Origin of the sequence: Streptomyces odontotermitis (assembly GCF_050510915.1) — a bacterium.
GTDB lineage: Bacteria > Actinomycetota > Actinomycetes > Streptomycetales > Streptomycetaceae > Streptomyces.
In genome coordinates this window covers 1-26,953 of sequence record NZ_JBNJLS010000031.1, presented here as the reverse complement: position 1 = coordinate 26,953, position 26,953 = coordinate 1, and the positions used below count along the sequence as shown (strand labels likewise).

Annotated in this window: 25 protein-coding genes and 1 riboswitch; of the genes, 7 read left to right on the top strand and 18 right to left on the bottom strand. The window is 70.2% G+C overall.

The features are described from left to right. Window positions 1-6: 6 nt before the first annotated feature. From ACQB60_RS43195 to ACQB60_RS43185, 3 genes are all read right to left on the bottom strand, one after another. The gene (locus ACQB60_RS43195; RefSeq protein WP_496931635.1) at window positions 7-999 is read right to left on the bottom strand and encodes a DMT family transporter; all 993 of its coding nucleotides are present in this window, start codon (window positions 997-999) and stop codon (window positions 7-9) included. Between the two features lie 235 nt (window positions 1,000-1,234). Next, window positions 1,235-2,317, bottom strand: a complete 1,083-nt coding sequence (locus tag ACQB60_RS43190; protein ID WP_496931577.1) for an EamA family transporter — start codon at window positions 2,315-2,317, stop codon at window positions 1,235-1,237. A 119-nt stretch (window positions 2,318-2,436) separates the two neighbouring features. Beyond that, complete coding sequence (locus ACQB60_RS43185; RefSeq protein WP_496931634.1) at window positions 2,437-2,976, bottom strand: peptidase; 540 nt, start codon at window positions 2,974-2,976, stop codon at window positions 2,437-2,439. A gap of 198 nt (window positions 2,977-3,174) precedes the next feature. Here ACQB60_RS43185 and ACQB60_RS43180 point away from each other — a divergent pair, with 198 nt between their 5' ends. After that, the gene (locus tag ACQB60_RS43180) at window positions 3,175-3,363 is read left to right on the top strand and encodes a hypothetical protein (RefSeq protein ID WP_496931576.1); all 189 of its coding nucleotides are present in this window, start codon (window positions 3,175-3,177) and stop codon (window positions 3,361-3,363) included. A 41-nt stretch (window positions 3,364-3,404) separates the two neighbouring features. Here ACQB60_RS43180 and ACQB60_RS43175 read toward each other — a convergent pair whose 3' ends face one another. Further along, entirely contained in the window at window positions 3,405-4,247 is an 843-nt protein-coding gene (locus tag ACQB60_RS43175) for a putative protein N(5)-glutamine methyltransferase (RefSeq protein ID WP_496931575.1), read from the bottom strand. A 296-nt stretch (window positions 4,248-4,543) separates the two neighbouring features. Between ACQB60_RS43175 and ACQB60_RS43170 the strand changes: the two genes are divergently transcribed. After that, window positions 4,544-4,972: a type II toxin-antitoxin system Rv0910 family toxin gene (locus ACQB60_RS43170; protein WP_384846625.1), complete on the top strand. Its 429-nt coding sequence runs from the start codon at window positions 4,544-4,546 to the stop codon at window positions 4,970-4,972. Between the two features lie 158 nt (window positions 4,973-5,130). Here the strand turns inward: ACQB60_RS43170 and ACQB60_RS43165 are convergent, their stop codons facing one another. Continuing rightward, the gene (locus tag ACQB60_RS43165) at window positions 5,131-5,763 is read right to left on the bottom strand and encodes a PadR family transcriptional regulator (RefSeq protein ID WP_384846626.1); all 633 of its coding nucleotides are present in this window, start codon (window positions 5,761-5,763) and stop codon (window positions 5,131-5,133) included. A gap of 410 nt (window positions 5,764-6,173) precedes the next feature. On the opposite strand from ACQB60_RS43165, the gene ACQB60_RS43160 reads away from it, so the two are divergent. Continuing rightward, the gene (locus ACQB60_RS43160) at window positions 6,174-7,028 is read left to right on the top strand and encodes a PhzF family phenazine biosynthesis protein (protein ID WP_496931574.1); all 855 of its coding nucleotides are present in this window, start codon (window positions 6,174-6,176) and stop codon (window positions 7,026-7,028) included. Window positions 7,029-7,162: 134 nt separating this feature from the next. On the opposite strand, the gene ACQB60_RS43155 is transcribed toward ACQB60_RS43160, so the two are convergent. After that, window positions 7,163-7,963, bottom strand: a complete 801-nt coding sequence (locus ACQB60_RS43155) for a CPBP family intramembrane glutamic endopeptidase (protein WP_496931573.1) — start codon at window positions 7,961-7,963, stop codon at window positions 7,163-7,165. 166 nt (window positions 7,964-8,129) lie between these two features. Between ACQB60_RS43155 and ACQB60_RS43150 the strand changes: the two genes are divergently transcribed. Beyond that, on the top strand, window positions 8,130-9,902 hold the full coding sequence (locus ACQB60_RS43150; RefSeq protein WP_496931572.1) for a substrate-binding and VWA domain-containing protein: 1,773 nt from the start codon (window positions 8,130-8,132) through the stop codon (window positions 9,900-9,902). A 51-nt stretch (window positions 9,903-9,953) separates the two neighbouring features. Here ACQB60_RS43150 and ACQB60_RS43145 read toward each other — a convergent pair whose 3' ends face one another. After that, window positions 9,954-11,471, bottom strand: a complete 1,518-nt coding sequence (locus tag ACQB60_RS43145) for a glutamate-cysteine ligase family protein (RefSeq protein WP_496931571.1) — start codon at window positions 11,469-11,471, stop codon at window positions 9,954-9,956. A gap of 485 nt (window positions 11,472-11,956) precedes the next feature. On the opposite strand from ACQB60_RS43145, the gene ACQB60_RS43140 reads away from it, so the two are divergent. Both ACQB60_RS43140 and ACQB60_RS43135 read left to right on the top strand, forming a co-directional pair. Continuing rightward, entirely contained in the window at window positions 11,957-12,541 is a 585-nt protein-coding gene (locus ACQB60_RS43140) for a hypothetical protein (RefSeq protein WP_496931570.1), read from the top strand. 314 nt (window positions 12,542-12,855) lie between these two features. Then, the gene (locus ACQB60_RS43135; RefSeq protein WP_384846638.1) at window positions 12,856-13,062 is read left to right on the top strand and encodes a DUF5999 family protein; all 207 of its coding nucleotides are present in this window, start codon (window positions 12,856-12,858) and stop codon (window positions 13,060-13,062) included. 93 nt (window positions 13,063-13,155) lie between these two features. Here ACQB60_RS43135 and gcvP read toward each other — a convergent pair whose 3' ends face one another. Next, entirely contained in the window at window positions 13,156-16,041 is a 2,886-nt protein-coding gene (gene gcvP / locus ACQB60_RS43130; protein ID WP_496931569.1) for an aminomethyl-transferring glycine dehydrogenase, read from the bottom strand. 188 nt (window positions 16,042-16,229) lie between these two features. Further along, a riboswitch (glycine riboswitch) is annotated at window positions 16,230-16,327 on the bottom strand. Window positions 16,328-16,442: 115 nt separating this feature from the next. Between gcvP and ACQB60_RS43125 the strand changes: the two genes are divergently transcribed. Next, window positions 16,443-16,829 carry a PRC-barrel domain-containing protein gene (locus ACQB60_RS43125; RefSeq protein WP_496931568.1) on the top strand — a complete coding sequence of 129 codons (387 nt, stop codon included), beginning with the start codon at window positions 16,443-16,445 and terminating at the stop codon, window positions 16,827-16,829. A 1-nt stretch (window position 16,830) separates the two neighbouring features. Here ACQB60_RS43125 and ACQB60_RS43120 read toward each other — a convergent pair whose 3' ends face one another. The 10 genes from ACQB60_RS43120 to clsA all read right to left on the bottom strand — a co-directional run bounded on the left by ACQB60_RS43120 (window position 16,831) and on the right by clsA (window position 26,822). After that, window positions 16,831-18,267: a DNA polymerase IV gene (locus tag ACQB60_RS43120; RefSeq protein WP_496931567.1), complete on the bottom strand. Its 1,437-nt coding sequence runs from the start codon at window positions 18,265-18,267 to the stop codon at window positions 16,831-16,833. 37 nt (window positions 18,268-18,304) lie between these two features. After that, entirely contained in the window at window positions 18,305-18,919 is a 615-nt protein-coding gene (locus ACQB60_RS43115; RefSeq protein ID WP_496931566.1) for a MerR family transcriptional regulator, read from the bottom strand. A 171-nt stretch (window positions 18,920-19,090) separates the two neighbouring features. Next, on the bottom strand, window positions 19,091-19,564 hold the full coding sequence (locus ACQB60_RS43110; protein WP_006123076.1) for a bifunctional nuclease family protein: 474 nt from the start codon (window positions 19,562-19,564) through the stop codon (window positions 19,091-19,093). Window positions 19,565-19,617: 53 nt separating this feature from the next. After that, window positions 19,618-20,358, bottom strand: a complete 741-nt coding sequence (ftsR, locus tag ACQB60_RS43105; protein WP_496931565.1) for a transcriptional regulator FtsR — start codon at window positions 20,356-20,358, stop codon at window positions 19,618-19,620. A gap of 16 nt (window positions 20,359-20,374) precedes the next feature. Beyond that, a complete protein-coding gene (locus ACQB60_RS43100; RefSeq protein WP_496931633.1) occupies window positions 20,375-21,343 on the bottom strand; it encodes an FHA domain-containing protein in 969 nt (322 codons plus the stop codon). 82 nt (window positions 21,344-21,425) lie between these two features. Beyond that, window positions 21,426-22,280: a DUF881 domain-containing protein gene (locus tag ACQB60_RS43095; protein ID WP_496931564.1), complete on the bottom strand. Its 855-nt coding sequence runs from the start codon at window positions 22,278-22,280 to the stop codon at window positions 21,426-21,428. Window positions 22,281-22,285: 5 nt separating this feature from the next. Further along, the gene (locus tag ACQB60_RS43090; protein ID WP_003988855.1) at window positions 22,286-22,618 is read right to left on the bottom strand and encodes a small basic family protein; all 333 of its coding nucleotides are present in this window, start codon (window positions 22,616-22,618) and stop codon (window positions 22,286-22,288) included. After that, complete coding sequence (locus ACQB60_RS43085) at window positions 22,615-23,514, bottom strand: DUF881 domain-containing protein (protein ID WP_496931563.1); 900 nt, start codon at window positions 23,512-23,514, stop codon at window positions 22,615-22,617. Before ACQB60_RS43085 ends, ACQB60_RS43090 begins: the two co-directional genes overlap by 4 nt. A gap of 89 nt (window positions 23,515-23,603) precedes the next feature. Then, on the bottom strand, window positions 23,604-26,099 hold the full coding sequence (locus ACQB60_RS43080) for a sugar phosphate nucleotidyltransferase (RefSeq protein WP_496931562.1): 2,496 nt from the start codon (window positions 26,097-26,099) through the stop codon (window positions 23,604-23,606). A gap of 114 nt (window positions 26,100-26,213) precedes the next feature. Next, the gene (clsA, locus tag ACQB60_RS43075; protein ID WP_384846654.1) at window positions 26,214-26,822 is read right to left on the bottom strand and encodes a cardiolipin synthase ClsA; all 609 of its coding nucleotides are present in this window, start codon (window positions 26,820-26,822) and stop codon (window positions 26,214-26,216) included. Between the last annotated feature and the right edge of the window lie 131 nt (window positions 26,823-26,953).

Below are 26,953 nucleotides of genomic sequence, written 5' to 3'. Positions count from 1 at the left end.
CTCGGCCTACGAGGCCACCGTCGTCACCCCCGCCCGCCGCGCCCCGACGGCGCTCCGCGCCTCCGCGACGGCCAGGCCCGCCACCGCCGCCAGCATCAGCAGGGTGCCCGCGACCGTCGCCGCGGTCAGCTCCTCACCGAGCAGCGTGACCGCGATGGCGGCCGCGCTCACCGGCTCCAGAAGCATGATCACGGACACCGTCGCGGACCGGACCACGACCGCACCGGCGAAGTACAGCGCGTACGCGACCGCCGTCGGCACGGCGGCGATGTAGAGCAAAAGCGCACCCACGCGCGCGGGTTCGGCGGTGTGCGGCACGAGGCCCTCCGCCAGGGCGAGCGGCAGCAGGCACAGCGACACGACGGCGAAGGACCACACCGTCGTGTCCGAGGAGGCGCCCTCGCCGTCCCGGCCCCACCACCGCGTGAGCAGGGTCATGAGCGCGTACCCGGCCGCCGACGCGAGCGCCCAGGCGACCCCGGCGGGCCGCACCGTCGCACCCCCGCCGCCGACCACGAGGACCACCAGTCCGGCGAGCGCCCCCGTCACCGCGAGGACGCCGCCGTACCCGAGGCGCTCCCCCAGCGCGTACCGCGCGCCGAGCGCGATCAGGACCGGGCCCGCGCCGAGCGTGACGACGGTGCCGACGGCGAGCCCCGTCGACTCCACGGCAGCGAAGTAGGCGGTCTGGAAGACCGCGAGCGCCACTCCCGTGACGGCGATACGGAAGACCCGGCGCCGCCGCGGCCCACGCGCCGCCCCACTCCGGCGCCGCCCCGCGAGCCGGGCGGCGAGCAGCAGCGCGAACCCGCCCGCACAGCGCCAGAAGGACAGGGCGACGGGCCCCATGTCGCTGTCCCGGAAGACCAGCGAGGCACCCGCGCCCGCCGTCCCCCAGGCGACACCGGCGACGATCAGATAGACGAGCCCGCGCCCCACGGGCAGGGCAGGCCCGGCGGGCCGAACCGCCGCCGGGGAGAGCCTGGTTGACGTGGCCACAGCCACGTCGGACACATCAGAAACACCGGACACGTTCGTCACGTGAATTCTCCGCAGAAGGTCTGAGCGAAAGCTCAAAGAAGTGCGGGCCTGGGGTCTCTCGGGACCCGGCCCTTGGCCTCGTCTGCGGGCAGCACCGTCCGGCCCGGCCACCGGCCGGGCGTGCGTCGAGGAGGGCCCGCGCTAGGCGGCGGGCGGCGGAAGGACGAGAGCGCGTGCGTGCATGGGCGCGACCCTAAGTGGCGCTGGCGCTGGGCGACAAGTGCGTTTCGGAATCCGGGACTCCAGCGCCTCCGGCCACCGCCGACGGGTCCCCGGACGGGCCCCCGGACGAGTTCTCGGGCGGCGTCCCCGACGAGGCCCCCGACGACGGCTTCGCGGGCGTCGAGGACTGCGCGATGAGCGCTCCCGCGAGGACCACCGCGCCGCCGACGAGCTGCGGCGCCGAGAGGTGCTCACCGAGGATCACCCAGGCCAGGACGGTCGCGATGACCGCTTCGAGGCAGGCCACCACCCCCGCGACCTGCGGCGAGAGCCTGCGCACGGACAGCACGCCGGTCACGTACGCGACGACGGTGGCGATCAGCACGATCCAGCCGAGCAGCAGCCAGGCCGGCACCGTCGAGCCGTCCAGGTCCGCGCTCCCGCCGAGCACCGCCCAGTCCATGCCCCAGGGCCGCGCGACCACCGTGAGCACGGCGGCGCCGACGAGCAGCCCGTACGCGATGACGCCGAGCGGGTCGGGGGCCTCGGCCCCGGCGTCGCTGCCCTGGTCGGACAGGACGAAGTAGCCGACCTGGCAGCAGGCGGCACCGAGCGCGAGCAGCAGCCCGACGGCGTCGAAGCTCAGCCCCGACCACACCTCCACGACACAGGCGAGCCCGGCGACGGCGAGCACCACGCCGAGGGCGGCGGCGCGCGACACGGGCCGCCGCTGCACGAAGCGCACCCAGGCCAGGACGAGAGCGGGCGCGAAGTACTCGATGAGCAGCGCCACTCCGACGGGGATACGGGAGATCGAGGCGAAGTAGCAGGCCTGCACACCGGCGACGGCGAGCAGTCCGAACCCGGCGAGCAGCGCGGGCCTGCGCCGGGGCAGGTCCCGGTGGCGCCAGGCGAGCGGCAGCATCACGAGGGCGGCCCCGGCCACCCGCAGCCACACGACGTGCAGCGGGTCGAGCCCGGCCTCGATCAGCGGCTTGGCCGCGACCCCGGACCCTCCGAAGGCGAAGGCCGACGCGAGCGCGAGCCCGAGCCCGACGCCGCGCGCGGACCCCCGCTCACCTGCCAGATTCTCTTCAGACGCGTGCACCGGCACATCATGGCAGCCCGCGTCAGGAGCGTCACCCCCGATGACCACTGTCTCAATCGGCGGACGCAGGACCCCCGTTGCACGGTCGCGCCAGGCTCACCCCCACGGCCCGGCGGCGCCCGCTCTCACCCGCGGAGGTCGAACTCCTCGAACCCGGCATCGATCCGCGCCAGCACCGCCCGGGCATCGGCCCCGGCCCGCCCGAGCACCTCGACGGCCCGGCACTCCGGGTCCCCGACGAGCCCGGCCAGCAGGTCGACCCCGCGCGCCTGCGGCTCGCCGCGCGCCCCTGCGCGCTCCAGAGCGACGTCAAGTGCGGTGGCCGCGGCGGGCGAGAGCGCGGTCTCCTTGGCGGAGCGCACCAGCGGCACGGCTCCGGAGTCCTCGACGGTGCCCTGCCACTGCAGCCCGTACCCGATGCTGCGCTGCACGAGATAGCCGAGCAGGCGCGCCACCTGGTCACCGCTGTCGAGGGTGGACCGCACCTCGGGGTCGGACTCCATCAGCGAGTGCAGCAGATGCGCGGTGTCCACCTGCCGGTCACCGTCGCGCACCGCCCGCCTGCGCGCACCGGCGAGCACCGAGGCGAGCTCGGCGCTCAGCCTGGTGTCCAGTTCTGTTCGGGTCGGGCCGGTTTCGGCATCCTGCGGGGTACGGCTTTGCACATCCCCCACCCCATCAGTCTCCGGCGGACGAGGCATCGGCGGTGCGGCCCATTTTCGCGTCCCACACAGGTTGGGCTCTCCTGCCTGGGTTGTCCTCCTTACGGATGAGATCTCGCCGTTTTACCCGGAGGGGCGCGCGCCGCCTTGCTCCACTCTGGTGCGCAACCGCGGTGCCCCCGGCGCTCGTCCCTCACCAACATGGAGAGCAGGTGCTGGATGGTCGCCCTGCCCGCGATCGACGGCAGGCAGTACGTGTACCGGGTGTACGCCCCCGACGACGCGCTGCCCGCCGACCTCTTCTGGGAAGCCTGGCACTGTCACGACGAGGGCCCCTTCCCGCGGGCCTGCGACCTCTTCGACGCGGCAGTCATACGCCGCATCGGCTGACCCGGGCAGGACCACCGGCCCGACCACCCCGGCTACCCCGGCTACCCCGCCACCGCCAGGCTTCCGATCACCACGGTCGCCCCCCACTCCTCATCACCGACAAGGCGCGCGGCGAGCCCGCAACGGGCGACCGCCTCAAGAGCCGCGGGCGCCTGCCGCTCACTGGTCTCGAAGAGCAGATGCCCGCCCGGAGCCAGCCATCGCGACGCCCCCGCGGCCACCCGGCGCACCACGTCGAGCCCGTCCGCACCCCCGTCGAGGGCGACGTGGGCCTCGTGCACCCGGGCCTCCGGAGGCAGCAACCCGATCTCCTCGCTCGGCACATAGGGCACGTTGGCGAGCAGCAGCCCGACACGGCCGCGCAACTCACCGGGCAACGGCTCGTACAGATCCCCCTCATACACAGCCCCCCCGGCGTCGGCGACATTGCGCCGGGCGCACCGCACCGCCGCCGGATCGATGTCGGCGGCGTACAGCTCGACCCTCCCGACCTCGGCGGCGAGTGCGGCACCCAGCGCCCCCGAGCCACAGCACAGGTCGACGACGACGGCACCGGCCCCCACGAGCGCGGCGGCCTGCCCGACGAGGAACTCGGTGCGCCGCCGGGGCACGAAGACCCCGGGGTCCACCTCAACCCTCAGACCGCGGAACTCGGCCCAGCCGAGGACATGTTCAAGGGGCAGCCCGTCCACGCGCCGCGCCACCATGGCGGCGAGCTCGGCGGAGGTACGAGCGGTGGAGGTGATCAACTCCGCTTCGTCCTCGGCGAAGACGCACCCGGCGGCACGCAGCCGCGCGACGACATCGACAAGCGCAAGAGAACGATCAGAAGGACCGTCAGCGGAACCAGAGGGACGCCGAGGAACAACAGGGGAAGCCGACATGATGGAGAGAGCCTTTCGGGACGCCTACGGGGCTCCCTCGGTCACCTGTGCCGGGCACGCGAACCGGCCGGCACGGCCACCAGAGGAGAGGACCCGACCTGCACTGCGGTAATGGGTCTCACCTCCTTGTTCGCCGGTGCCGTCATGGGCGTCGGCCACCCTACCCGACCGGTCACGACGACCGGCTCCACAAAACCTGACGGTTCATCAGTATTGAATGTTCCAGACCCCACGGCTACGTTCCGCGACACCGTAGCCGCTGCGGTCCGCAGCGCCCGACGAGAAGGGGTGGTCGCATGGCCGAAGTCAGCGCGGAAGCACGGATCGAGGCACCCGCCGAGAAGGTCTGGGCGAAGCTCACCGACTTCTCGTCGTACGGCGAGTGGAACCAGACGCACACGAGCTTCCCCAAGGGCGGCCCCGAGACCCTCGAGGTCGGCGGCACCTTCGCCGAGAACATGAAGCTCATGGGCTTCCCCGCGGAGGTCAACTGGACCATCGAGGACCTGGAGACAGCCCGCACCCTGGCCATCCGCGGCAAGGGCCCGATGGGAGTCAACGTCGGCACCCGCTACACCCTGATCCCCGACGGCGACGCCACGACGGTGCGCATCAACGGCGAGTTCGCCGGCGCCGCCGTATCGCTGATGGCGGGCAAACTCAAGGACTCGGCGACGGCGGCCCTGACGGAGTCCCTCCGCAAACTGTCGGCCCTGGTGGCCTGACGCCACCACCCCCACACACCCGACCACTCATCCCCACACACCCGACCACCCACCGCCGGCACGCCAACCGATCACCGCCACAAAACGAGGCGCCCCGCATCACACACGCGGGGCGCCTCATCTGCACCGGGGAACAGCACGCTCCCCGGCGGCCTTGCTCAGCTCTCATCGGCGAGGATCAGGTACAGCTTCTTGCGGGCGTCGTTGATGACGGACACCGCCTTCTCGCGCTGTTCCTTGCTGCCGGTCTTCCAGACCTGGCCGAACGCCTCCATCAGACCGAACCCGGCCTGCCGGATCTCGTTCAGCGTGTCCCAGTCGACCCCGCGCCCGGCCTCTTCCCAGGGCGCGTCGGCACCCTCGTCGGCCGCCGAACGACCCTCGTCGGTCAGCGAGAAGAGCTTCTTGCCGCCCTCGCTCGCGCTGCTGATCAGACCCTCGTCCTCCAGCAGCTGAAGGGTCGGGTACACCGAACCCGGGCTGGGCTTCCACGCCCCGCCGCTGCGCTCGGCGATCTCCTGGATCATCTCGTAGCCGTGCATCGGCCGGTCCTTGAGGAGGGCCAGGATCGACGCGCGTACGTCACCGCGCCGCGCCCTGCCTCGCGGGCCACCGCGACCACCGCGGCCACCGCCCCAGGGGCCGGGACCACCGAATCCGGGACCGAAGGGCCCGAAGGCCCGCCGCCCCTCACCACCGCGACCTTCGAAACCGAAGCCACCGCGACCTTGCTGGCCGGGACCACAGGGGCCACCACGACCGTGCTCGTGTTCAAAACCGTGGGAACGCATGGCGATCACACCTTTCACGTAGTTGATTCGCAACATCTTTGATCAGTCGCGATGCGTCAACGATATATCGGAACATGTGGCATGGCAACCCCCACCGAAAGACGCCCGCGACCACCAGCAGCAGCGCCACCGATCCAGCCGCCCCCACCGGCCTGCAGCCGCACGACCGACGGGAGGGCGGGGACGCGGCGGTATGTCCGCCCGCAGTACAGCAACCACCCCAGGCCAGTACTCATGTACAGAAAGGGCGCCCCCGGCTCTTCGAGGACGGACATACCGCCGCGTCCCCGCCCGCCCCCACCGACGGACAGCGAAAGACACGCACACCCCGAAGCGGCCCGCAGAAAGGGGTCCAATTACCCGGAATTGGCCTTGGCGTCCCGCCCCCGGACGCCTCTAGCGTCGACGGCATGCCGAACCAGACCCCGCCCAGCCCTCACCGCATCCGAGTGGTCGACGCCTTCACCGACCGCCCCTTCTCCGGCAACCCGGCCGGAGTCCTGCTCCTGGACGCGTTCCCCGACGACGCCTGGCTCCAGCACGTGGCCATGGAGGTCAACCACGCCGAGACGGCCTTCGCCCACCCCCTCCCCCAGGGCAGCAAGGACGCCGACGGCAACGAGGCCGACTGGGCCCTCCGCTGGTTCACCCCCACCACCGAGGTCGACATGTGCGGCCACGCGACACTGGCGACGGCCCACGTCCTGCACACCGCAGGCCGGACAGCAGGCCGAGTCCGCTTCACCACCCGCAGCGGCATTCTGACGGCGGACACCACCGAGGACGGCACGATCACCCTCGACTTCCCCACGGCCCCGCTCACCCCGACGTCCATCCCCGACGGCGTGGCCGAGGCCCTGGGCGCGACCCCCCTCTCCGTCCACGACACGGGCCCGAACGTCGGCGACCTCCTGGTGGAACTCGCCGACGAGAAGACGGTCCGCGCCCTCACCCCCGACCACAAGGCCCTCATCCAGCACTCACGGCGCGGCATCATCACCACGGCCCGCGCCGAAGACCCCACGGGCGACTACGACTTCATCTCCCGCTGCTACTTCCCGCGCGTGGGCATCGACGAGGACCCGGTCACGGGCAGCGCCCACACGGCCCTGGCCCCGTTCTGGTCCGAACGCCTGGGCCGCACGCACCTCACGGGCCTCCAGGCTTCCCCGCGCGGCGGCCTGGTCCGCACCGAACTCCGCGGTGACCGCACCCTGTTGAGGGGCAAGGCGGTCACGGTGATCGAGGGCGACCTCTTCGCCTGAGAAGACTCCCGCCAAGACAAAGGGGGCGTACGGAACTCCCGCACGCCCCCACAAAGCCCACCACCGGCCACCGGCACCAACCACCAACCACCAACCACCAACCACCAACCACCAGCACCAGCACCAGCACCAGATCACCCCGTGGGCAACCACCCCACCCTCCCAGCCAACAGCGCATACCCCACGAACGCCCCGATATCGAGCAGCGAGTGCGCCACCACCAACGGCCCCACCCGCCCCCACCGCCGATACAGCAGCACGAACACCACACCCATGGCCAGGTTCCCCAGGAACCCGCCAACCCCCTGGTACAGGTGGTACGACCCGCGCAGCACCGAGCTCCCGATCAGCGCGGCCATGGGCGTCCACCCCAACTGCCCCAGCCTGCGCAGCAGATACCCGAGGACGATCACTTCCTCGAGCACCGCGTTCTGCACCGCGGACAGGACGAGCACCGGATACTTCCACCACACACCGGGCAACGCCTCAGGCACCACCGTGAGGTTGAACCCGAGCCCCCGCGCCCCCAGGTAGAACGCGATCCCGATGCTGCCGATCACGGCGGCGACCCCCGCCCCGCGCCCCAGGTCCGGCCAGGGCCGGCTCCGGTCGAAGCCGAGCGTCCGCAGCCCCGCCCCCTCCCGCGTGAGGAGGTGCGCGACCAGCGCCACCGGCACCAACGCGGTCGCGATTCCGAACAATTGCCACGCGAGATCAAGCCAGGGCCGCCCGGGCGCGGCCGAGGCGTTCATCGTCGCCGCCTGGTCCTTGAGACCCCCCGGTTTGGTGACCGACCCGACAAAGCTGATCAGCGCGGACACTCCGCTCGCCCCGAGCGAGAGCGCCAGGACGAGCAAGGTCTCATTCCGGAAAATCTTCCGCGACAGCCGCTCCGTAGGAAAAGAACCGGCCATTGGCCCCGGCTCCGCTTGCACACCAGCCTCCAGTTGAGTAATCCCGCCTCATCCCCATCCTCGTCCCGCTAGGGTCTCGAATGAAGTTACGAAGATCGTGCGCGACAGGCCGAGGGGGGACGGGCGCCGCACCGGTGGCGCCGCCCCCTCTTTCCTTGCCTTTGACTCAAGGAGGGGCACCACCGCCATGGGACGTCACAGCTTGCCCGATGAGTACGAGAGGAGTGCGGCCGACCCGCGTCCGCGCGCCCGCGGCCGCTCGGTGGCCATCGCCACCGCCCTCGTGCTGGCGGTCGCTGGAGGCACGGCCGTCGCGGTGCGCAGCGGGCTCATCTCCTTCGGCGGCAGCTGCAGCGACGACGCGGTGCGCCTCGATGTCGTCGCCGCCCCCGACATGGCCCCGGCCCTGCGCGAGGCGGCCGACCACGCCCGGGAGAACGAGATCACGTCCGACGGCCACTGCATGGACGTACGGGTCTCCGCCCGCGACTCCTACAAGGTCGCGGACGAGCTGCGGTCGGGCAAGGACAAGCCCGGCTACGAGGTGTGGGTGCCGGACTCGGACCTGTGGGTGCAGCGCGTCGCGATGGGCGGCAAGCAGAACAAGCTCACCCCGACCGGGAACATAGCCTCCTCACCCATCGGCATCGGCATGGTCCCGAAGGCCGCCGAGTCCCTCGGCTGGCCCGAGAAGACGTACACCTGGCCGGAGTTGACCGGCGCCGCGCTCAAGGGCGACAAGCTGCGCCTCGGCGCCGCCGACCCGGCGCGCAGCGCGACCGGCCTGCTCGCCCTCACCCAGCTCGGCGCCGGCGAGAAGAAGTCCGGCTCCAAGGACGGCGTCCAGGCCGCCGCCATGGCCAAGGCGCTCGCCAAGCGCACCTCCGACAGCGACGCCCAGCTCATGGACACGCTGGCCCGCGACTCCTCGGGCACCGAGCAGGGCAATCCGCGCCGCAACCAGGCCCTGATCCTGTCCGAGCAGGCCGCGTTCGCGCACAATGCCTCGGCCGGTGACGACGCCGACCTCGACCTCTTCTACCCCAAGGACGGCTCGCCGCGCCTCGACTACCCGTACGCGCTGGTCGAGGAGGACAGCCTCAGCACCGACCAGAGCCGGGCCGCCCTGCGCTTCATGACGCTCTTCAGCGGCGACGAGGGCCGCAGGATCCTGGCCAAGCACGGCTTCCGGACCGAGAGCGGCGAGGACCCCTCGGACCAGCTGGTCTCGGCGGCGGGCGGCCGCACCCCCCAGCCGTACGCGACGGAGGCGTCCGACCCGCCCTCGGACAAGGCCGTCCAGGAGGCCCTCGGCATGTGGACGATCACGGTCCAGAGCGCCCGGCTCTCCACCGTGGTGGACGCCTCCGAGTCGATGGGCCAGATCGTGCCGGGCCGCGGCCAGTCCCGTATGGAGGTGACGAAGGCGGCGCTGATCCAGGCCCTTTCACAGTTCACCGACGAGGACGAGATCGGCCTCTGGAAGTTCGCCACCCACCTGGACGGAACCCGCGACTACCGCAAGCTCGTCCCCACCGAGCGCCTCGGCGACCGCAAGGGCGACAGCACCCAGCGGGACAGGCTCACCGAGGCGTTCAGCTCGCTCCAGCCCGTGCCCGGCGGCGCGACCGGCCTCTACGACACGACGCTCGCCGCGTACAAGGAGGCCCGGTCCTCGTACGGGAACGACAAGTTCAACGCCCTCGTGGTGCTGACGGACGGGGTCAACCAGGACCAGGGCAGCATCTCGCGCAGCAGCCTCATCTCCCAGCTGGAGAACCTCGCCGACCCCAAGCACCCGCTCCCGATCATCGCCATCGCGGTCGGCCCCGACGCCGACAAGGACGAGGTCAAGCAGATCGCCGAGGCGACCGGCGGCTCGGGCCACCAGGTCGACGACCCGGCCCAGATCCGCACGGTCATCCTCAAGGCCATCATGGAGGCGGGCAGCCGCGCCTGACCCCCGCGCGGCGGCGCAGTCGCACGCTCGCGCCCCGGCCGCCGCGGCCGCTCACCCCAGCGGCAGCGCCGGCTCCCGCAGCCCCACCGGCCAGGTGTGCACGGGCTCGCCGCTGTGCATCAGCTCGCGGTAGCGCCGCGTCGTGGCGGCGAGTGCCGCGTCCCGGTCGAGGCCCCGCTCCAGGGCCCGGTGGTACGTGGTGGCCTGCCACGATGCCCCGTTCATGCGCCGCTTGCACCGCTCCTCGATCACCCCCAGGTACAGGTCGCGGTCGGCGGGCTCGACACCCCACGCGTCGAGCCCGGCGGCCGCGAGCGGCAGCAGCTCATCGCGTACGAGGGAGACGGCCGGGACCTCCGTCGTGCCGTGCCGGCCGCGGCGCGGCCACCGCAGCCGGGCCTCGATGCCATGGCGGCACGCGGCGTCGAAGTTGCGGGCGGCCGCCTCGAAGGGCAGGCGCGCCCACACGGGCCGCGCCTCCTCGGCCAGGGCGCGCACCAGGCCGTAGTAGAAGGCCGCGTTGGCGACGACGTCGGTGACGGTGGGGCCGGCCGGCAGGACGCGGTTCTCCACGCGCAGGTGCGGGACGCCGTTGGCGATGCCGTACACCGGGCGGTTCCAGCGGTACACGGTGCCGTTGTGCAGGACGAGTTCGGACAGGTGCGGCACGCCGCCCGCGTCCAGGACGCGCTGCGGGTCCTCGTCGTCGCAGATGGGCAGGAGGGCGGGGAAGTAGCGCAGGTTCTCCTCGAAGAGGTCGCGCGGCGAGCTGATCCAGCGCTCCCCGAACCAGGTCCGCGGCCGCACCCCCTGTGCCTGGAGCTCGGGCGGCCGGGTGTCCGTGGACTGCAGGAAGAGCGGCGGCCGCGACTCGCGCCACAGCTCGCGGCCGAACAGGAACGGCGCGTTGGCGCCCACCGCGACCTGCGCCGCGGCGATGGCCTGCGCCGCGTTCCACACCGCCGCGAACCGGCCGGGCGTGACCTGGAGGTGCAACTGCACGGAGGTGCAGGCCGCTTCGGGCGCGATCGACGCGGCGGTGCAGTTCAGCCGTTCGACGCCCTCGATGTCCAGAACGAAGTCCTCGCCGCGCGCCGCCACGATCTGGTCGTTGAGCAGTGCGTAGCGGTCCACGTCGGAGAGATTCCGGGAGACCAGGTGCTCGCGCCCCAAAGTCGGCAGAATGCCGATCATCATGATCCCTGCGGCCACCTCGTTGGCTTTGCGCTCCGCATAGTTGAGACCGGTACGGAGTTCCTCCGCAAGCCGGTCGAGAACGCGGCCGCCGAGCCGGTGCGGGGCAATATTCACTTCCAGGTTGAACAGTCCGAGTTCCGTCTGGAAATCGTGGCTCGCTATCCTCTCGAGTACTTCCTTGTTCATCATCCTCGGCAGCCCGTCGGCCCCCGCGAGATTCAGCTCTATCTCCAGCCCCATCAGGTTCTTGGGCCGGTCGAAACGCTCCTCCTCGAGGAGCCGGACGAAGCCGTCGAGACACTGCCGGAGCTTCCTGCGGTAGCGCTGCCGATCGGACAGGTCGACCGCTCCCGCCACGACCTTCTCGCCCATCGGGGATCCCTTCAGCGGGTGGGCAGCCAATGATCCGGCCGCCGTGTCACGGGGGATGATGCCCAGGCAATGTGATCGATAACGCCCCGCACATGCCCACGGCCAAGTACGCTCGGTGCAGCAACCACGGGGCACATTCGCCAGGCATGACACAGAGCGGAAGTTCCGCTTCAGTGGCCCCTGGTGAAAAACACCGAAAAGAATCAGCCGTCCACTGCCGGGACATTCCCCGAGGTCGCCGCCTCAACTCCCCGCGAAATCAGGATGATTCACCTCCCGAGCGCGGCCGGTTGCCGCCTTGCTCGCAATATAGGGCGCGACTAGAGGAAACCTCGTCTGAACACCTGTCGTATAAACTTCGCGAAGAAGGCGGAGAGTTGGCGCTCGCGGTACTTTGCCCCCCGCGCCTCTAGCCCAGAGCTGACAGCGCCGTCCGCTTGTGCCCCCGCATCGCCGTGCCTGTCGAATGAGAGAGGCGACCCACCATGCCGCTGCATGTCCCCCCGGCTCCCGCGCCAGCTCTGCGCAGCGTTCTCGCGGCCCTCGGTTCCCCCACCGCCGTCCGCGAGGCCCGCACCCCGTCCCTGCGCACCGCCCAGGGACCCGTGAGCCCTGAACTCCCGCTGCCCGTCCACGTCCTGGACCGCATCACCGCCGCGGGCACCTCACCCACCCGCCTCGCGGGCTGGCGCTTCCTGATCCACTGCGGGGACCGCGCGGTGGCCGCGGCCGACACGATGCTCACGCCCGACGGCTGGGCGTTCTCCCACTTCTTCGAGGGCCCCTACGTCGCCTCCACGGAGCGCGCCCTGCGGCACGCGGAGACCACCCTCGCCGCGTACCAGCCCCGGCTGCTCTCCGTGCCCGAGCTCTACATGCTCACGCTGTGGCTGCACGCCGACTGCACCGACGACGGCGCCACGGGCCGTCTCGCCCCCACCGACCTCCTGGTGCCGCTCGCGCCCGCCCCGCCCGGCATCACGGCGCACCGCCGGCACCGCGCGGCCGACCTGCTCCCCGTGCTCACCCACCGGCTGACCCCGGCCCCGCTGCTCGGCTCCCCCGCCTGAGCCGACGCCACCCGCGCCACCCCGTGCCCCGCCGCACCCCCCGCGGCGGGGCAGAGCGCTGCCCCCACCCATCCGCACTAGCCCGATCAGGCCACCCCGAACCACCCGAAGAGACAGTGCAGTTGGGCTGAACCGTCCGGGCGGGTGATACGTCATTAAGCAGTAGGAAGCGCTGCAGCGAAATCCCTGCGGATTGACGCCCGCAGGGCGACACTGGGACCGGACCACACGACAAACGGGGGGCGGCCATGAACAACGCATCGAGCCGCAGGACAGACGTCACAGCCATCACATCGCAGCGAAAGAACCCTTCCATGTGCCAGCACCAACCACCTTGCCCGTCAGCCGACTCCGCCGACCGGGAGGCCGCGCTGCTCTTGGCGCACCACCCGGAGCAGGGATGGAGCCTGCTGTGCAATGGCGTCCTGCTCTTCGAGGACACGGGTGAGCTGCTGCCGGACGGGCAGATCATCGCCCCGCACCGGCCGCTCGGCACCGACCAGGTGATGACGGCGGCCTGAGCCGGCGCACACGCACCAAGGGCCGGGCCCGGAGGAGACGTCCTCCGGGCCCGGCCCTCACGCTGTGGCGCTCCCGCGCTCCCGCGCCCCCGCTCAGTCCTCGTACGCGTCCAGCGGGGGGCACGAGCAGACCAGGTTCCGGTCGCCGTACGCCTGGTCGATACGGCGGACCGGCGGCCAGTACTTGTCCGCGGCGGAGACACCGGCCGGGAAGACCGCCTCCGCACGGGAGTACGCGTGCTCCCACTCCCCGCCGACGGCGGCCGCCGTGTGCGGGGCGTTGCGCAGCGGGTTGTCCTCGGCGGCCCACTCGCCGTTCGCGACCTTCTCGATCTCGCGGCGGATCGCGATCATCGCCTCGCAGAACCGGTCGAGCTCACCGAGGTCCTCGCTCTCGGTCGGCTCGATCATCAGCGTCCCGGCCACCGGGAACGACATGGTCGGCGCGTGGAAGCCGTAGTCGATGAGCCGCTTGGCGATGTCGTCGACGCTCACGCCGGTCGCCTTGCTGATCGGCCGCAGGTCGATGATGCACTCGTGCGCCACGAGCCCGCCGGGGCCGGTGTAGAGCACGGGGTAGTGCGGCTCGAGCCGCTTGGCGATGTAGTTGGCCGAGAGCACCGCGACCTGCGTGGCGCGCTTGAGGCCCTCGCCGCCCATGAGCCGGACGTACGCCCACGAGATCGGCAGGATCCCCGCCGAGCCCCACGGCGCCGCCGAGATCGGCCCGACACCCGTCTCCGGCCCGGCCGCGGGCTGCAGCGGGTGGTTCGGCAGATACGGCGCGAGGTGCGCGCGGACGCCCACGGGGCCGACGCCCGGACCGCCGCCGCCGTGCGGGATGCAGAAGGTCTTGTGCAGGTTCAGGTGCGAGACGTCGCCGCCGAAGTGCCCCGGCTTGGCAAGCCCCATCAGGGCGTTGAGGTTGGCCCCGTCCACGTACACCTGGCCACCGGCCTCGTGCACGGCGGCGCAGATCTCGGTGACGTGCTCCTCGAAGACACCGTGCGTGGACGGGTACGTGATCATGAGCACGGCCAGCTCGTCGCGGTACTGCTCGATCTTGGCGTGCAGGTCCGCGGCGTCGACCTCGCCGTCGTCCGCGGTCTTCACGACGACGACCTTCATCCCGGCCATGACGGCACTGGCGGCATTGGTGCCGTGCGCCGACGACGGAATCAGACAGACCGTGCGCTGCTCGTCACCGTTGGCCCGGTGGTAGCCGCGCACCGCGAGCAGCCCGGCCAGCTCGCCCTGCGAACCGGCGTTGGGCTGCAGCGACACCTTGTCGTAGCCGGTGACCTCGGCGAGCCGCTCCTCCAGCTCCCGGATCAGCGTCAGATAGCCCTGCGCCTGCTGGGCGGGCACGAAGGGGTGCAGCTGCCCGAACTCCGGCCAGGTGACCGACTCCATCTCCGTCGTCGCGTTCAGCTTCATGGTGCAGGAGCCCAGCGGGATCATGCCCCGGTCGAGCGCGTAGTCCCGGTCGGCGAGGCGGCGCAGGTAGCGCAGCATCGCGGTCTCGGAGCGGTACTCGTGGAAGACGGGGTGCGTGAGGTAGTCGTCGCTGCGCAGCAGCCCCTCCGGCAGCGCGTCCACGACACTCTCGTCGAGCGCCTCGATGTCGGCCTCGACACCGAACGCGGCCCAGACTGCGGCCAGTTGGGCACGCCCGGTGGTCTCGTCGCACGCCAGCGAGACGTGATCGGCGTCGACGAGGCGGAGGTTGACGCCCTCCTCGCGGGCCGCGGCCACCACATCGGCGGCCTTGCCCGGCACGCGCACGGTCAGCGTGTCGAAGTACGCGCCGTGCACGACCTCGACCCCGCCCGCCGTCAGACCGGCGGCGAGCAGCGTGGCGTACCGATGGGTGCGCCGCGCAATGGACTTGAGCCCCTCGGGCCCGTGGTACACGGCGTACATGCCGGCCATCACGGCGAGCAGGACCTGCGCGGTGCAGATGTTGCTGGTGGCCTTCTCCCGGCGGATGTGCTGCTCCCGCGTCTGCAGCGCGAGCCGGTACGCCTTGTTGCCGTCGGCGTCCACGGACACACCCACGAGCCGCCCCGGCAGGCTGCGCGCGAACTTCTCGCGCACCGCCATGTATCCGGCGTGCGGCCCGCCGAAGCCCATCGGCACACCGAAGCGCTGCGTGGTGCCCACGGCGATGTCCGCGCCGAGCTCCCCGGGCGAGGCCAGCAGCGCCAGGGCGAGCAGGTCGGCGGCGACGGTCACGATCGCGCCCAGCTCATGGGCCTGGTCGACGAGCGGCTTGATGTCCCGTACGGCACCGGAGGCGCCCGGGTACTGGATGAGCACGCCGACGACGCCACGCTCGGCGACCTCCGCCGGGATGCCGTCGCTCAGATCCGCGACGACGACCTCGACACCGGTCGGCTCGGCCCGCGTCTCGATCACGGCGACGGTCTGGGGCAGCGCGTCGGCGTCGACGAGGAAGACCCCGTTCTTGACCTTGCCCACGCGCCGCGACAGCGCCATGGCCTCCGCGGCCGCGGTCCCCTCGTCGAGCAGCGAGGCACCGGACGTCGGCAGACCGGTCAGGTCGGCGACCATCGTCTGGAAGTTGAGCAGCGCCTCGAGCCGCCCCTGCGAGATCTCCGGCTGGTACGGCGTGTAGGCGGTGTACCAGGAGGGGTTCTCCATGACATTCCGCAGAATGACCGGCGGCGTGAAGGTGCCGTAGTAGCCGAGGCCGATCATGGAGTCGAGGACCTGGTTGCGGTCCGCGAGCGAGCGCAGCTCGGCGAGAACCTCCGGTTCGGTGCGCGCGCCCGGCAGTTCGAGGGCATCGGCGTTCTTGATCACGTCGGGCACCGCGGTCGCCGTCAGCTCGTCGAGGGAGCCGTAGCCGACCTGGGCGAGCATCTTGGCGACGGCCTCGCTGCCGGGGCCGATGTGACGCTGCTCGAAGGGAGTTCCCTGCTCGAGCTCGGAGAGCGGAATGCGGTGGGCGGTCATCTTGCGGAGGCCTCCTGGTCGTTGCGACCTGCGGGGGTATCACGGCAAGCCGCGCATACCCGGACGGCCTCCCCCTCTGTCATCGGTACCTGAGAGCTTCACAGGGACACGGCCGCCCCTGCTTGCACCGTCGGTGAGGGAGGCCCCGGACGTCCCCGCCCGATACCCACCCTGCTTTCCAGAGCGACCTCGTCCGTGCGGTACAGGGGCCTGAGAGATTCCGGGGAGGATTTGCTCCTTCGGCGCCTCCGGTGATGCCACCGGAGGACTCTCCCGCACGGGGTCAGCAGCCATTTCCCAGCCTATCAGCGAGCCTTTGGGCCCCCGTTCAACTGGACGATCGCCCGGATGTGCCCTTTCGTAGTGGTTACGAATGAGTTGCGACCATCGCTGGAGGGCCTGTGCAGACCGATATCGATCCGCGCCACCTGATCGGCCGCAAGGCATTCGACCGCAACGGCGCCAAGATCGGCACCGTCGACGAGGTCTACCTGGACGACGCCACCGGCGCCCCGGAGTGGGCGGCCATACGGACCGGCCTGTTCAGCAGGGACGCCTTCGTCCCCCTTGAGCCCAGCGAACTGATCGACGACGGCACCCTGCACATCCCCTTCGAGCGCTCCCTGATCAAGGACGCCCCCGACTTCGGCGTCGGCCGCCATCTCTCCCCCGAGCAGGAGCTCCAGCTCTACCACCACTACGGCCTGGACATCACGCCCCCCACGGAGCCCGCCGACACCCCCGCCGACCGCGACTTCGGCAAGCTCGCGGGCACCGAGGACCCCTGACTCACACCCCCTCCTGGCCCCTCTCCTGGACCTCCTCCTCCACGCCCTCCTCCACGCCCTCCTCCACGCCCTCCTCCGCCCCCTCCACCGCCACGAGCGGCAGCGGCTGCGCGGGCTCCAGATCAGGATCATCGGTACGGAACGTCCGCACCCGCCCCGGCGCCGAGTCCGGCGTCTCGAACCGCACCGTGACCCGCCCGAGCCCGCTCCCCTGCACCCACCCGTGCCCGTGTTCCGCGTGCACCACGTCATGCCCGGCCGCCCACCGCCGCTCGACGGGCGCCACCACCTCCTCGACGGCCTCCTGCACGGGCTCCCCGCCCGCCTCCCCGGCCTCCGCCGCCCCCTCCAGTTCGTCCCGCGCGGCCATGGCCTGCGCGAACAGATCCTCCTGTGTGTAGTCCGCGAGACCGCTCACCCCCACCCCGAGCAGCCGCACCCCGCCCGTGGTGTCCACGGACTCCAGCAACCGCGCCGCGGCCTCCCGCACCACCGCCGGGTCGTCCGTGGGCCCCCGCAGCGTCTCGGACCGCGTCAGCGTCGAGAAGTCGTACCGCCGCACCTTGAGAACGATCGTCCGCCCCGAGTGCCCCGCCGCCCGCAGCCGCTGCACACACCGGTCGGCAAGCCGCGCCACCTCCCCCCGGACCCGCACCCGGTCATGGATGTCCACGTCGTACGTGTCCTCGACGCTGACCGACTTGGTGTCGCGCTCGGCCACCACGGGCCGCTCGTCCCGCGCCAGCGCCATCGCGTACAGCCCCGCGCCATGGGCCTTCCCCAACAGCCGCACCAGCTCGTCCTCACCGGCCTCCGCGATCTCCTCGACCGTCGTGATCCCGGCCCGCCGCAGATGGTCCCCCGTCGCCGGCCCCACCCCCGGCAGCGTCCGCACCGACATCGGCCCGAGCTTCGCCCGCTCGGTGCCGGGCTCTATCAGCATGAGACCGTCGGGCTTGGCCGCCTCGGAGGCGATCTTCGCGAGCATCTTGGACGCGGCGAGCCCCACCGACCCGGTCAGCCCCGTCACCCTCTTGATGTCCTCCCGCAGCCGCTCCCCGGTCGCCCGCGCCGACACCTCGTCCGACGCGGCACCCCCCGCCTCCAGGTCGACGAACGCCTCATCCAGACTCAGCGGCTCCACCAGCGGCGACAGCTCGCGCAGCAGCCCCATGACCTGCTCACTGATCTCCCGGTAGAGCCCGAAGCGGGGCACCAGATACGCGGCGTTCGGCGCGAGCCGCCGCGCCTGCCCCATGGGCATCGCCGAGTGCACCCCGAAGGCCCGGGCCTCGTACGAGGCGGTCGCGACCACGCCACGGGGCCCCAGACCGCCCACCACCACGGCTTTCCCGCGCAGACTGGGCTTCGCGGCCTGCTCGGCAGCCGCGAAGAAGGCATCCATGTCGAGATGCAGGATCGTGGGCGCGGTTCTCACATCACTGATGCTGCCCTACGCCACTGACAACGCCCCGTCAGACGGCCCTGTTGCGCCGCCGCGCCAGCTCGTCCGCGGGATTGTTCCCCACCAGGGTCTCCCCGGTGTCGACCCGCTCCCCGTGCAGCTGCGACAGCGCGGCCTCGACATCCCGCCAGACGACGCCCACGGCGATCCCGAAGACCCCCTGCCCGCCCTGGAGCAGATCGTGGACCTCGTCCGGCGACGTGCACTCGTAGACCGTCGCGCCGTCGCTCATCAGCGTCATCCGCTCCAGATCACTGAAGCCGCGGTCACGCAGGTGCTGGACGGTGGTGCGGATGTTCTGGAGGGACACCCCGGTGTCGAGGAACCGCTTCACGATCTTCAGGACGACGACATCCCGGAAGCTGTACAGGCGCTGCGTCCCGGACCCGCCGGCCGCGCGCACACTGGGCTCGACCAGACCGGTGCGCGCCCAGTAGTCCAGCTGCCGATAGGTGATGCCCGCCGCCGCACACGCGGTGGGACCCCGATAGCCGACCTGCTCCGCCCGAGGCGCTTCGTCCCCGCTTCCCTGCACCGCCATCGGCCGTCTCGGAGAGTGATCGGCCGTGCTGCCGTGAAGCGGGTACGGACCGCCCGTCGCCGTACCGTCGCCGCTGCTTCTCACGCCGACCTCCGTCCTTGACCTGCTTAACGACGGTAGGCAGTCACCAGGGGCTCGTCAACGATCGCCACACTCGGCACGCCGAGTGATAATCACCCTGAGAGTGGTTTCCCGTACCTCACCGCGGGGAAAGGCTAGCCGAATGGTCTGACGCCGACCCGCGGAAGCGGAGGCTCACTGGCTGTTGGTCCCGAAGTCCTCTGGCGAGATCTGGTCGAGGAACTCGCGGAACTTCTCGACCTCGTCCTCCTGCTCGTCCGGAATCGCGATCCCCGCGTCGTCGAGCACGCCGTCGCTGCCGTAGATCGGCGTCCCGGTACGCAGCGCCAGCGCTATGGCGTCGGACGGACGTGCGCTCACCTCCACACCGCTGGCGAACACCAGCTCCGCATAAAAGACACCTTCGCGCAGATCGGTGATGCGCACCTCGGTGAGCTCCTGACCCACCGCCTCCAGCACGTCCTTGAACAGGTCGTGGGTCAGCGGCCGTGCGGGCGCCATCCCCTGCTGGGCGAAGGCGATGGCGGTCGCCTCCCCCGGTCCGATCCAGATGGGGAGGTACCGATCGCCTCCCACTTCACGCAGGAGCACGATCGGCTGGTTGGAGGGCATTTCGACCCGGACACCTACGACGTCGAGCTCGTTCACACAGCAACCCTAGGACGTGCCCGGCAGGTTTGGGTAGTCGGGCACCCACCAAGTCACGGCAGCCGTACCCCGAGCGCGCTCTGCACGAGCGCGGTGTGCAGCTTTCCGGTGAGCCCGGCGAGCTCCTTGGTCCTGGCCTCCGCATGGGCCCTGGTCTGGGGATTACGGTGCCGCCGCAGCGGCGCCACCACCTGGTCGACGAGACCGGCCTCGCGCTCGGCCGCCGCCTTCATGGCCCGCAGATGCCGTGGCTCGATCCCGAACCGGCCGAGCTCCACCACCAGCGCGGCCACCGAAACGGCCTCCGCGTCGTAACCGCCCTCGGGCAGCGGCGTGATGAGCCCGTACGTCTCCCACTCGTCGAGCTGCTGCTCGCCGACCTCCGCGGCGGCCAGCAGCTCGTCGCGGCCCACCCGGGCGGCCGTGGGCGCCTCGTCGGGCTCCGCCTCGCCGTCCTCGGGGTCCCGCTGGCGCCCCAGGGAAGGCAGCGGCACGCGCTCCCCGCGCTCCAGGGCGTCCAGATGCTCGCGGATGACCTTGAGCGGCAGATAGTGGTCCCGCTGCATCCGCAGAACGTGACCGAGCCGCTCCACGTCCTCAGGACTGAACTTCCGGTACCCGGAGGGGGTGCGCTCGGGCTCGACCAGCCCCTCCGCCTCCAAGAAGCGGATCTTGGAGATCGTGACCTCGGGAAACTCGTCCCGCAGCACATTCAGCACGGCGCCGATGCTCAGCAGCCGACGGTCCGCGGCGGCGGTGCCGTTTCCGGCACCGCCCCTCGGTGTTTGAAGCATGGACCTTCCTGACAGGTCAGATGCCCCGCTGGCTCGCGTAGAAGACCAGGCGGTACTTGCCGATCTGCACCTCGTCGCCGTTCGACAGCGCGACGGAGTCGATCCGCTCCCGGTTCACATACGTGCCGTTGAGGCTGCCCACGTCGGCCACGGTGAACGAACCGTCCTGGGCTCGGCGGAACTCCACATGACGCCGCGACACCGTCACGTCGTCGAGGAAGATGTCGCTCTGCGGGTGACGCCCGGCCGTGGTCAGCTCGCCGTCCAGGAGGAAGCGGCTGCCCGAGTTGGGCCCGCGGCGCACCACCAGGAGCGCCGAGCCGAGCGGCAGGGCGTCAACGGCCGCCTGGGCCTCGGGAGACAGAGCGGGAGACTGGGTCTGCCCCGTCGCCTCCGCCTCGTAAGCCTCCAGGCCCGAGATCGAGATGGTCGACGTGGTCTCGGACGCGCGCTCGGCGGTGACACCGGGCTTCAGCGGCGCACCACAGTTGGAGCAGAACCGGCTGGCCTCGGCATTCTGATGACCGCACCTGGTACAAACCGGCAAGGCCGACATGGACGGATCCTCCTGCCGCGGCTGCCCCGCGGGGGCATTGGACGCATACGGGCCGGGGGCAAACCCTCCACCCGTACTTGAGGTTGACGGTTCTCCGAAACCTATGCGGCCGGAAGCGGCAGGGTCAACAGAAGACGCGCCCTGACCACCCGAAATGTCACCGCCCGGACCAGCCACCTGGTCCCGGAACATCGGGCGCTCCCCGCCCTGTCCGTCGGCGTCTCCATGGCGCGGCGCACGGTGCCGGGCAGTGGCGGGATTGCCGCTGTCCTCACGCGAGCGCTTGCCGAACAACTTCTCAAACAACTTCACGGGCGATTCCCCTTGACCGAAACAGACCCGCCCGTGGGGCAGGACGAACCCTGATTGCACACACCGGCATACATCGGTGAACCGGACATCCTCACAACGTCCGTATCCGCCAAACAGTTTCCACCACGCACCGTGCTTACGGTGCGCCGACCCCCCGCAACCTCATGCCCTCGCCTCACGGCCCCCATGCACCCCCGCCTCACTGGGATGACGACCGAGCGTAGTCAGGCCGCTTCACCGGTCGCAAGGCGTCCACCTCGATCTTCTCCTGACGGGTCACCGTTACGGTGGCCTGCTCCTTCTCCAGAGTCTGCACGACGCCTCCAGGGATGTTGAGCGCCGGTTCGAGGTCCTGGGGCTTGCCGATCACCTTGAAGTGGTAGGGCCTGCCGATCTTCCGCCCGCCCACGCTCACACCCCCTCCCGAGTCCGACAGATAGGTGTCGGCGACCACCCTGACGTCATTGATCTGGATGGCCTCGGCACCCGCGGCGCGCAACTCTTGGATCGCGTCGAGCAACATGTCGGCCTCAACCGATCCCTTCTTGTCCGCGATGGTCAGCGTGATGCCCGGACCCTGGGCCGCCACGGTGCCCGCAAGGATGCCGAGTTGCCGTTCCTTCTCGACCGTCTGCTTGCGGGCCTCCTCGGCCGCGTCCGAGCTGTTCTCGAGCCCAGTGCGCTGGTCCTCGAGTCGCTGCTTCTCATCTTCCAGACGCTGAGTTCGGTCATCCAGTTCATCGAGAATGCGAACAAGATCTTCCTGACGCGCTCCGCGCAACGCGCTGCTGTCGCTGTTGGACCGCACCTGAATGGCGAGACCGAGGCCGAGCACGAACAACAGAACCGCGACAGTGAGTTGAGCACGGGTGAATCTCGGCGGCCACAGCCCCTGCACGAGCCGCTGACGGCCCGTGAGGCGCGCCTCGTCGCTCTTGCCTGCCCCATCCGTCTCAGGCGCCTCAGGGGGCGCCGACGGCGCGGCGGGGCGGGCTGGGACCTCTGCCGGCAGTTCCTTGTGCCGAGGGTGCTGTGGCGTCTCGTCCGTACTCATCCGCGTCACGCCCTGAAGACGTGCCGGCGGATCGCGGCAGCGTTGGAGAAGATCCGGATGCCGAGCACGACGACGACGCCGGTGGACAGCTGCGCGCCGACGCCGAGTTTGTCGCCCAGGAACACGATCAGCGCGGCCACCACGACGTTCGACAGGAACGAGACGACGAAGACCTTGTCGTCGAAGATCCCGTCGAGCATCGCCCGCAGGCCACCGAACACCGCGTCCAGGGCCGCCACCACGGCGATCGGAAGATACGGCTCGACCACCGCCGGAACCTCGGGCCGAACCAACAATCCGGCCACGACTCCCACGACGAGGCCCAGTACGGCGATCACGATGTGCCCTTTCCTGCCTTTGGCTCTGCTGTACGTACGGTCACACTTGGCGCAGCCGGCAGCCGCAGGTCGTCCTGGACGGAGATGGCGGTCCTGATGCCGAAGTTCTCCTGCAGCGCGTGCAGCGACTGTCCGTCGTGGCTGTTCTGGAACCGGGTGCTCAACCGCTGGCCGTCGCCCACCGCGAGCACCGTATAGGGCGGCACCAGTGGCTTGTTGTCGACCAGTATGGCGTCACCGGCGGCCCTGATCGCCGACAGAGCCGTCAGCCGCTGGTCGTTGATGGAGATGGCTTCCGCACCGGCCTGCCACAGTCCGTTGACGACCCGCTGCATGTCGCGGTCCCGGACCCGTCCGGTGTCGGAGAACCCGGTGCTCTCCCGCGGCCCGCCACCGCCCTCGTCCGCTTCCTTCGCGTCGTCCACCACGAGCTTCACACCGGGCCCCTGCACCTTCGTGGCTCCCGACAACAGAGCCACCAACTCGCCCTGACTGCCGCCGTGTTCCTCGAGTGCGTCGCGCTGCCGCGCCTCCACGTCGTCGCGGAGCTCGTCGACGTCGTCCTCGAGCTTGTCGGCGTCCGACGTGGCCGATTCGACCCGGTCGATGAGCTCTTCCCGCTCCTTCGCGACAACAGGGGCCGCTATCCGCGCCTGCGCGGCCCCGACGGTCACCACGAGCGCGGCCAGGACGAGTCCGGCCGCGAGCCCCAGCTTCGACCGCAACGCGCGCGGCACACCGCTGGCGCCACGCTCCTTCTTACGGGCTGCCGCCTCCGCGTACCCCTCGTCGAGGCTGTGGTCCATGACGGTCGTGAGCAGCGACATGGAGGCATCCGGGCGCCGGGGGCGCGAGGGAGTGCTCCGAACGGGGGGCTGCTGCGGCATGCCGCACATCGTCGCACGTCGCGGGCGCTACCTCCGAACGGCCCCACCGACGGGCCGGACAGCACCCCTCACGGGTGCCGTCCGGCACAGATGAACGGTCAGTGTCCGGCGCCGTCCACGACCGCGGACCACTCGTCGAGCAGCGCCTGGGCGGAGGAGTCGTCGGGCCCCTCGGCCCACAGATGAGTGACGGCCTCGGCCGGGTCCGGCAGCACCAACACCCAACGCCCGTCGGCTTCCACGACCCGCACACCGTCGGTCGTGTCCACGGACCGCTCCCCTGCCGCCTCCACGACACGGCGCATGACCAGGCCCTTCACGGCCCACGGAGTCGCGAGATCGCGCCGCAGCACATGAGCACGCGGGATCCGCGCATCGATCTGGCTCAGCGTCAGCTGAGTTCGCGCCACGAGCCCGATGAGGCGTACGAAGGCAGCCGTCCCGTCGAAGACGCTGCTGAACTCCGGGATGATGAATCCGCCGCGGCCGTCACCGCCGAAGATGGTCGAGTCGTCACGCCCCACGCGCGTGAGGTCGTCGGGCGACATGGTCGTCCAGTCGACCTGCGTCCCGTGATAGGCCGCTACCTGCTCCGCGATGCGCGTCGTCGTGACCGGCAGCGCCACACGCCCGCTGCGCCGCTCGGCCGCCACCAGGTCGAGCATGACGAGCAGAGCCCGGTCGTCCTCGACGATCCGCCCCTTCTCGTCCACGAGTGAGAGCCGCTCGCCCACGGGGTCGAAGCGCACTCCGAATGCGGCGCGCGCGGAGGCCACGATCTCCCCGAGCCGTACGAGTCCCGAGCGGCGCGCGTCGGCGGATTCGGTCGGCCGGGCCTCGTCGAGACCGGGGTTGATGGTCAGCGCGTCGACCCCGAGCCGCCCCAGCAGGCTCGGCAGCACCAGCCCGGCGCTGCCGTTCGAGGCATCGACGACGACCTTCAGCTCGGACTCCGCGATGCCCGACGTGTCGACGTTACGGAGCAGCGAGCCGGTGTAGGAGTCGAAGACACTGGACGGGAAGTGCAGGTCCCCGATCTCTCCGGGGAAGGCACGCCGGTACTCCTGCCGCGCGTACACCCGGTCCAGCTTCCGCTGGCTCGCCTGCGACAGGTCCGCACCGCGCCCGTCGAAGAACATGATGTCGACGGAGTCGGGCACACCCGTCGTCGTCCGGATCATGATTCCGCCGGCGCTGCCCCGCGCCGTCTGCTGCCGCGCGACCGGCAGCGGCACGTTCTCCAGGTCGCGTACGTCGATGGCGCTGGCCTGCAGCGCCGAGATGACCGCCCGCTTCAGCGCCCGGGCACCACGCGAGTGATCGCGGGCCGTCGTGACCGTCGACCCCTTCTTCAAGGTCGTCGCGTACGCGCCGGCCAGACGCACAGCCAATTCCGGCGTGATCTCGACGTTGAGGATTCCGGACACACCACGGGCGCCGAACAGATGCGCCTGCCCGCGGGATTCCCAGATGACCGACGTGTTGACGAACGCACCGGCCTCGATGGTCTTGAAGGGGTAGACCCGTACATTCCCCTGGACAATCGATTCCTCACCGACCAGGCATTCGTCCCCGATGACGGCGCCGTCCTCGATGCGCGCGGCCCGCATGATGTCGGTGTTCTTCCCGACGACACAGCCCCGCAGATTGCAGTGCTGCCCGATGTAGACGTTGTCGTGCACCACTGCCCGGTGCAGGAAGGCCCCGCTCTTCACGACGACGTTCGAGCCGATGATCGTGTGCTCGCGAAGCTCGACATCGGCCTCGATCTTCGCGTAGTCCCCCACGTACAGAGGTCCGCGCAGGACCGCATCGGGGTGCACCTCAGCGCCTTCGGCGACCCATACGCCGGGAGAGATCTCGAAGCCGTCGATATCGACGTCGACCTTGCCCTCCAGCACGTCGGCCTGCGCCTTCACGTAGCTCTCGTGCGTACCGACGTCTTCCCAGTAGCCCTCGGCGACATAGCCGTAGACGGGCTTGCCCTCCTTCATGAGCTGCGGGAAGACATCACCGGACCAGTCAACCGGAACATCGGCTTCGACGTAGTCGAAGACCTCCGGTTCCATGACGTAGATGCCGGTGTTCACCGTGTCGGAGAAGACCTGCCCCCAGGTCGGCTTCTCCAGGAATCGCTCGACTTTTCCTTCTTCGTCGACGATGGTGATGCCGAATTCCAACGGATTGGGAACTCGCGTCAGGCAGACCGTGACGAGCGCACCCTTTTCCTTGTGGAAATTGATCAGCTCGGTCAGGTCGAAGTCGGTCAGAGCGTCACCGGAGATTACGAGAAAGGCATCGTCTTTCAGCGCTTCCTCGGCGTTCTTCACACTGCCGGCTGTGCCGAGTGGCTTCTCCTCATTGGCATAGGTGAGCTCCATCCCCAGCTCTTCACCATCACCGAAGTAGTTCTTGACGAGCGAGGCCAAGAACTGCACCGTGACTACGGTCTCGGAGAGCCCATGCTTCTTGAGCAGCCGCAGCACGTGCTCCATGATGGGCCGATTGGCCACGGGCAGGAGCGGCTTGGGCATGCTCGAGGTCATGGGGCGAAGGCGGGTGCCTTCACCCCCGGCCATCACGACGGCCTTCATGTCGGAAACGCCCTCCTCAATTAGACGACGATCTCACCGACTCAGCCCGCCCAATATGGCCCATATCTGCCAGATACGCGCCTTTAAGCCTCTACCGCCGCCGAATCGGCGAGCTCAATCGGCCGTGACGTCCGCTTTGACAAGCCGGCGGACCTGAACCACGTAGAGGATCCCTGCCCACCAATACAGCGTTGTACCCCATCCGGCGAACGCCCATCCGAAAATAGCAGCGAGTGACGCGATCCAGCCACTGCCATCACTGAGCAGCAGTAGTGGAAAGGCGTACATCAGGTTGAAGGTCGCTGCCTTGCCGAGGAAGTTCACCTGCGGCGGCGGATAGCCGTGACGCCTGAGGATGCCGACCATCACCAGGAGTACCAACTCGCGCAGGAGAAGCACCGCGGTCAGCCAGAGCGGAAGAATCTCCCGCCAGGTGAGACCGACCAATGTCGACAAGATATAGAGACGGTCTGCCGCCGGATCCAGCAGTCGTCCCAAGTTGCTGATCTGGTTCCAGCGCCGGGCCAGCTTGCCGTCGAGATAGTCGCTGATACCGCTCAGAGCGAGCACCAGCAGCGCCCAACCGTCGCTCTTCGGCCCGCCGAACTCGGGCCTGAGGATCAGCCACAGGAAGAGAGGCACGCCAAGGAGACGCGCCATGCTGAGGATGTTCGGGATGGTGAGGACACGGTCCGTCTGGACACGCGTCTCCTGGACCTCCACCCGGGGGCCTCCTGTGAGGAACGAACCAATGATGCCCCTTGACCTTACCCTCAGTTCTCGGGCGTCGGTGCAGAGGGGTGCTGGCTGCCGGGCCCAAAACGCAAGAAAGCCGTATTCCCAGACCAAGGTCC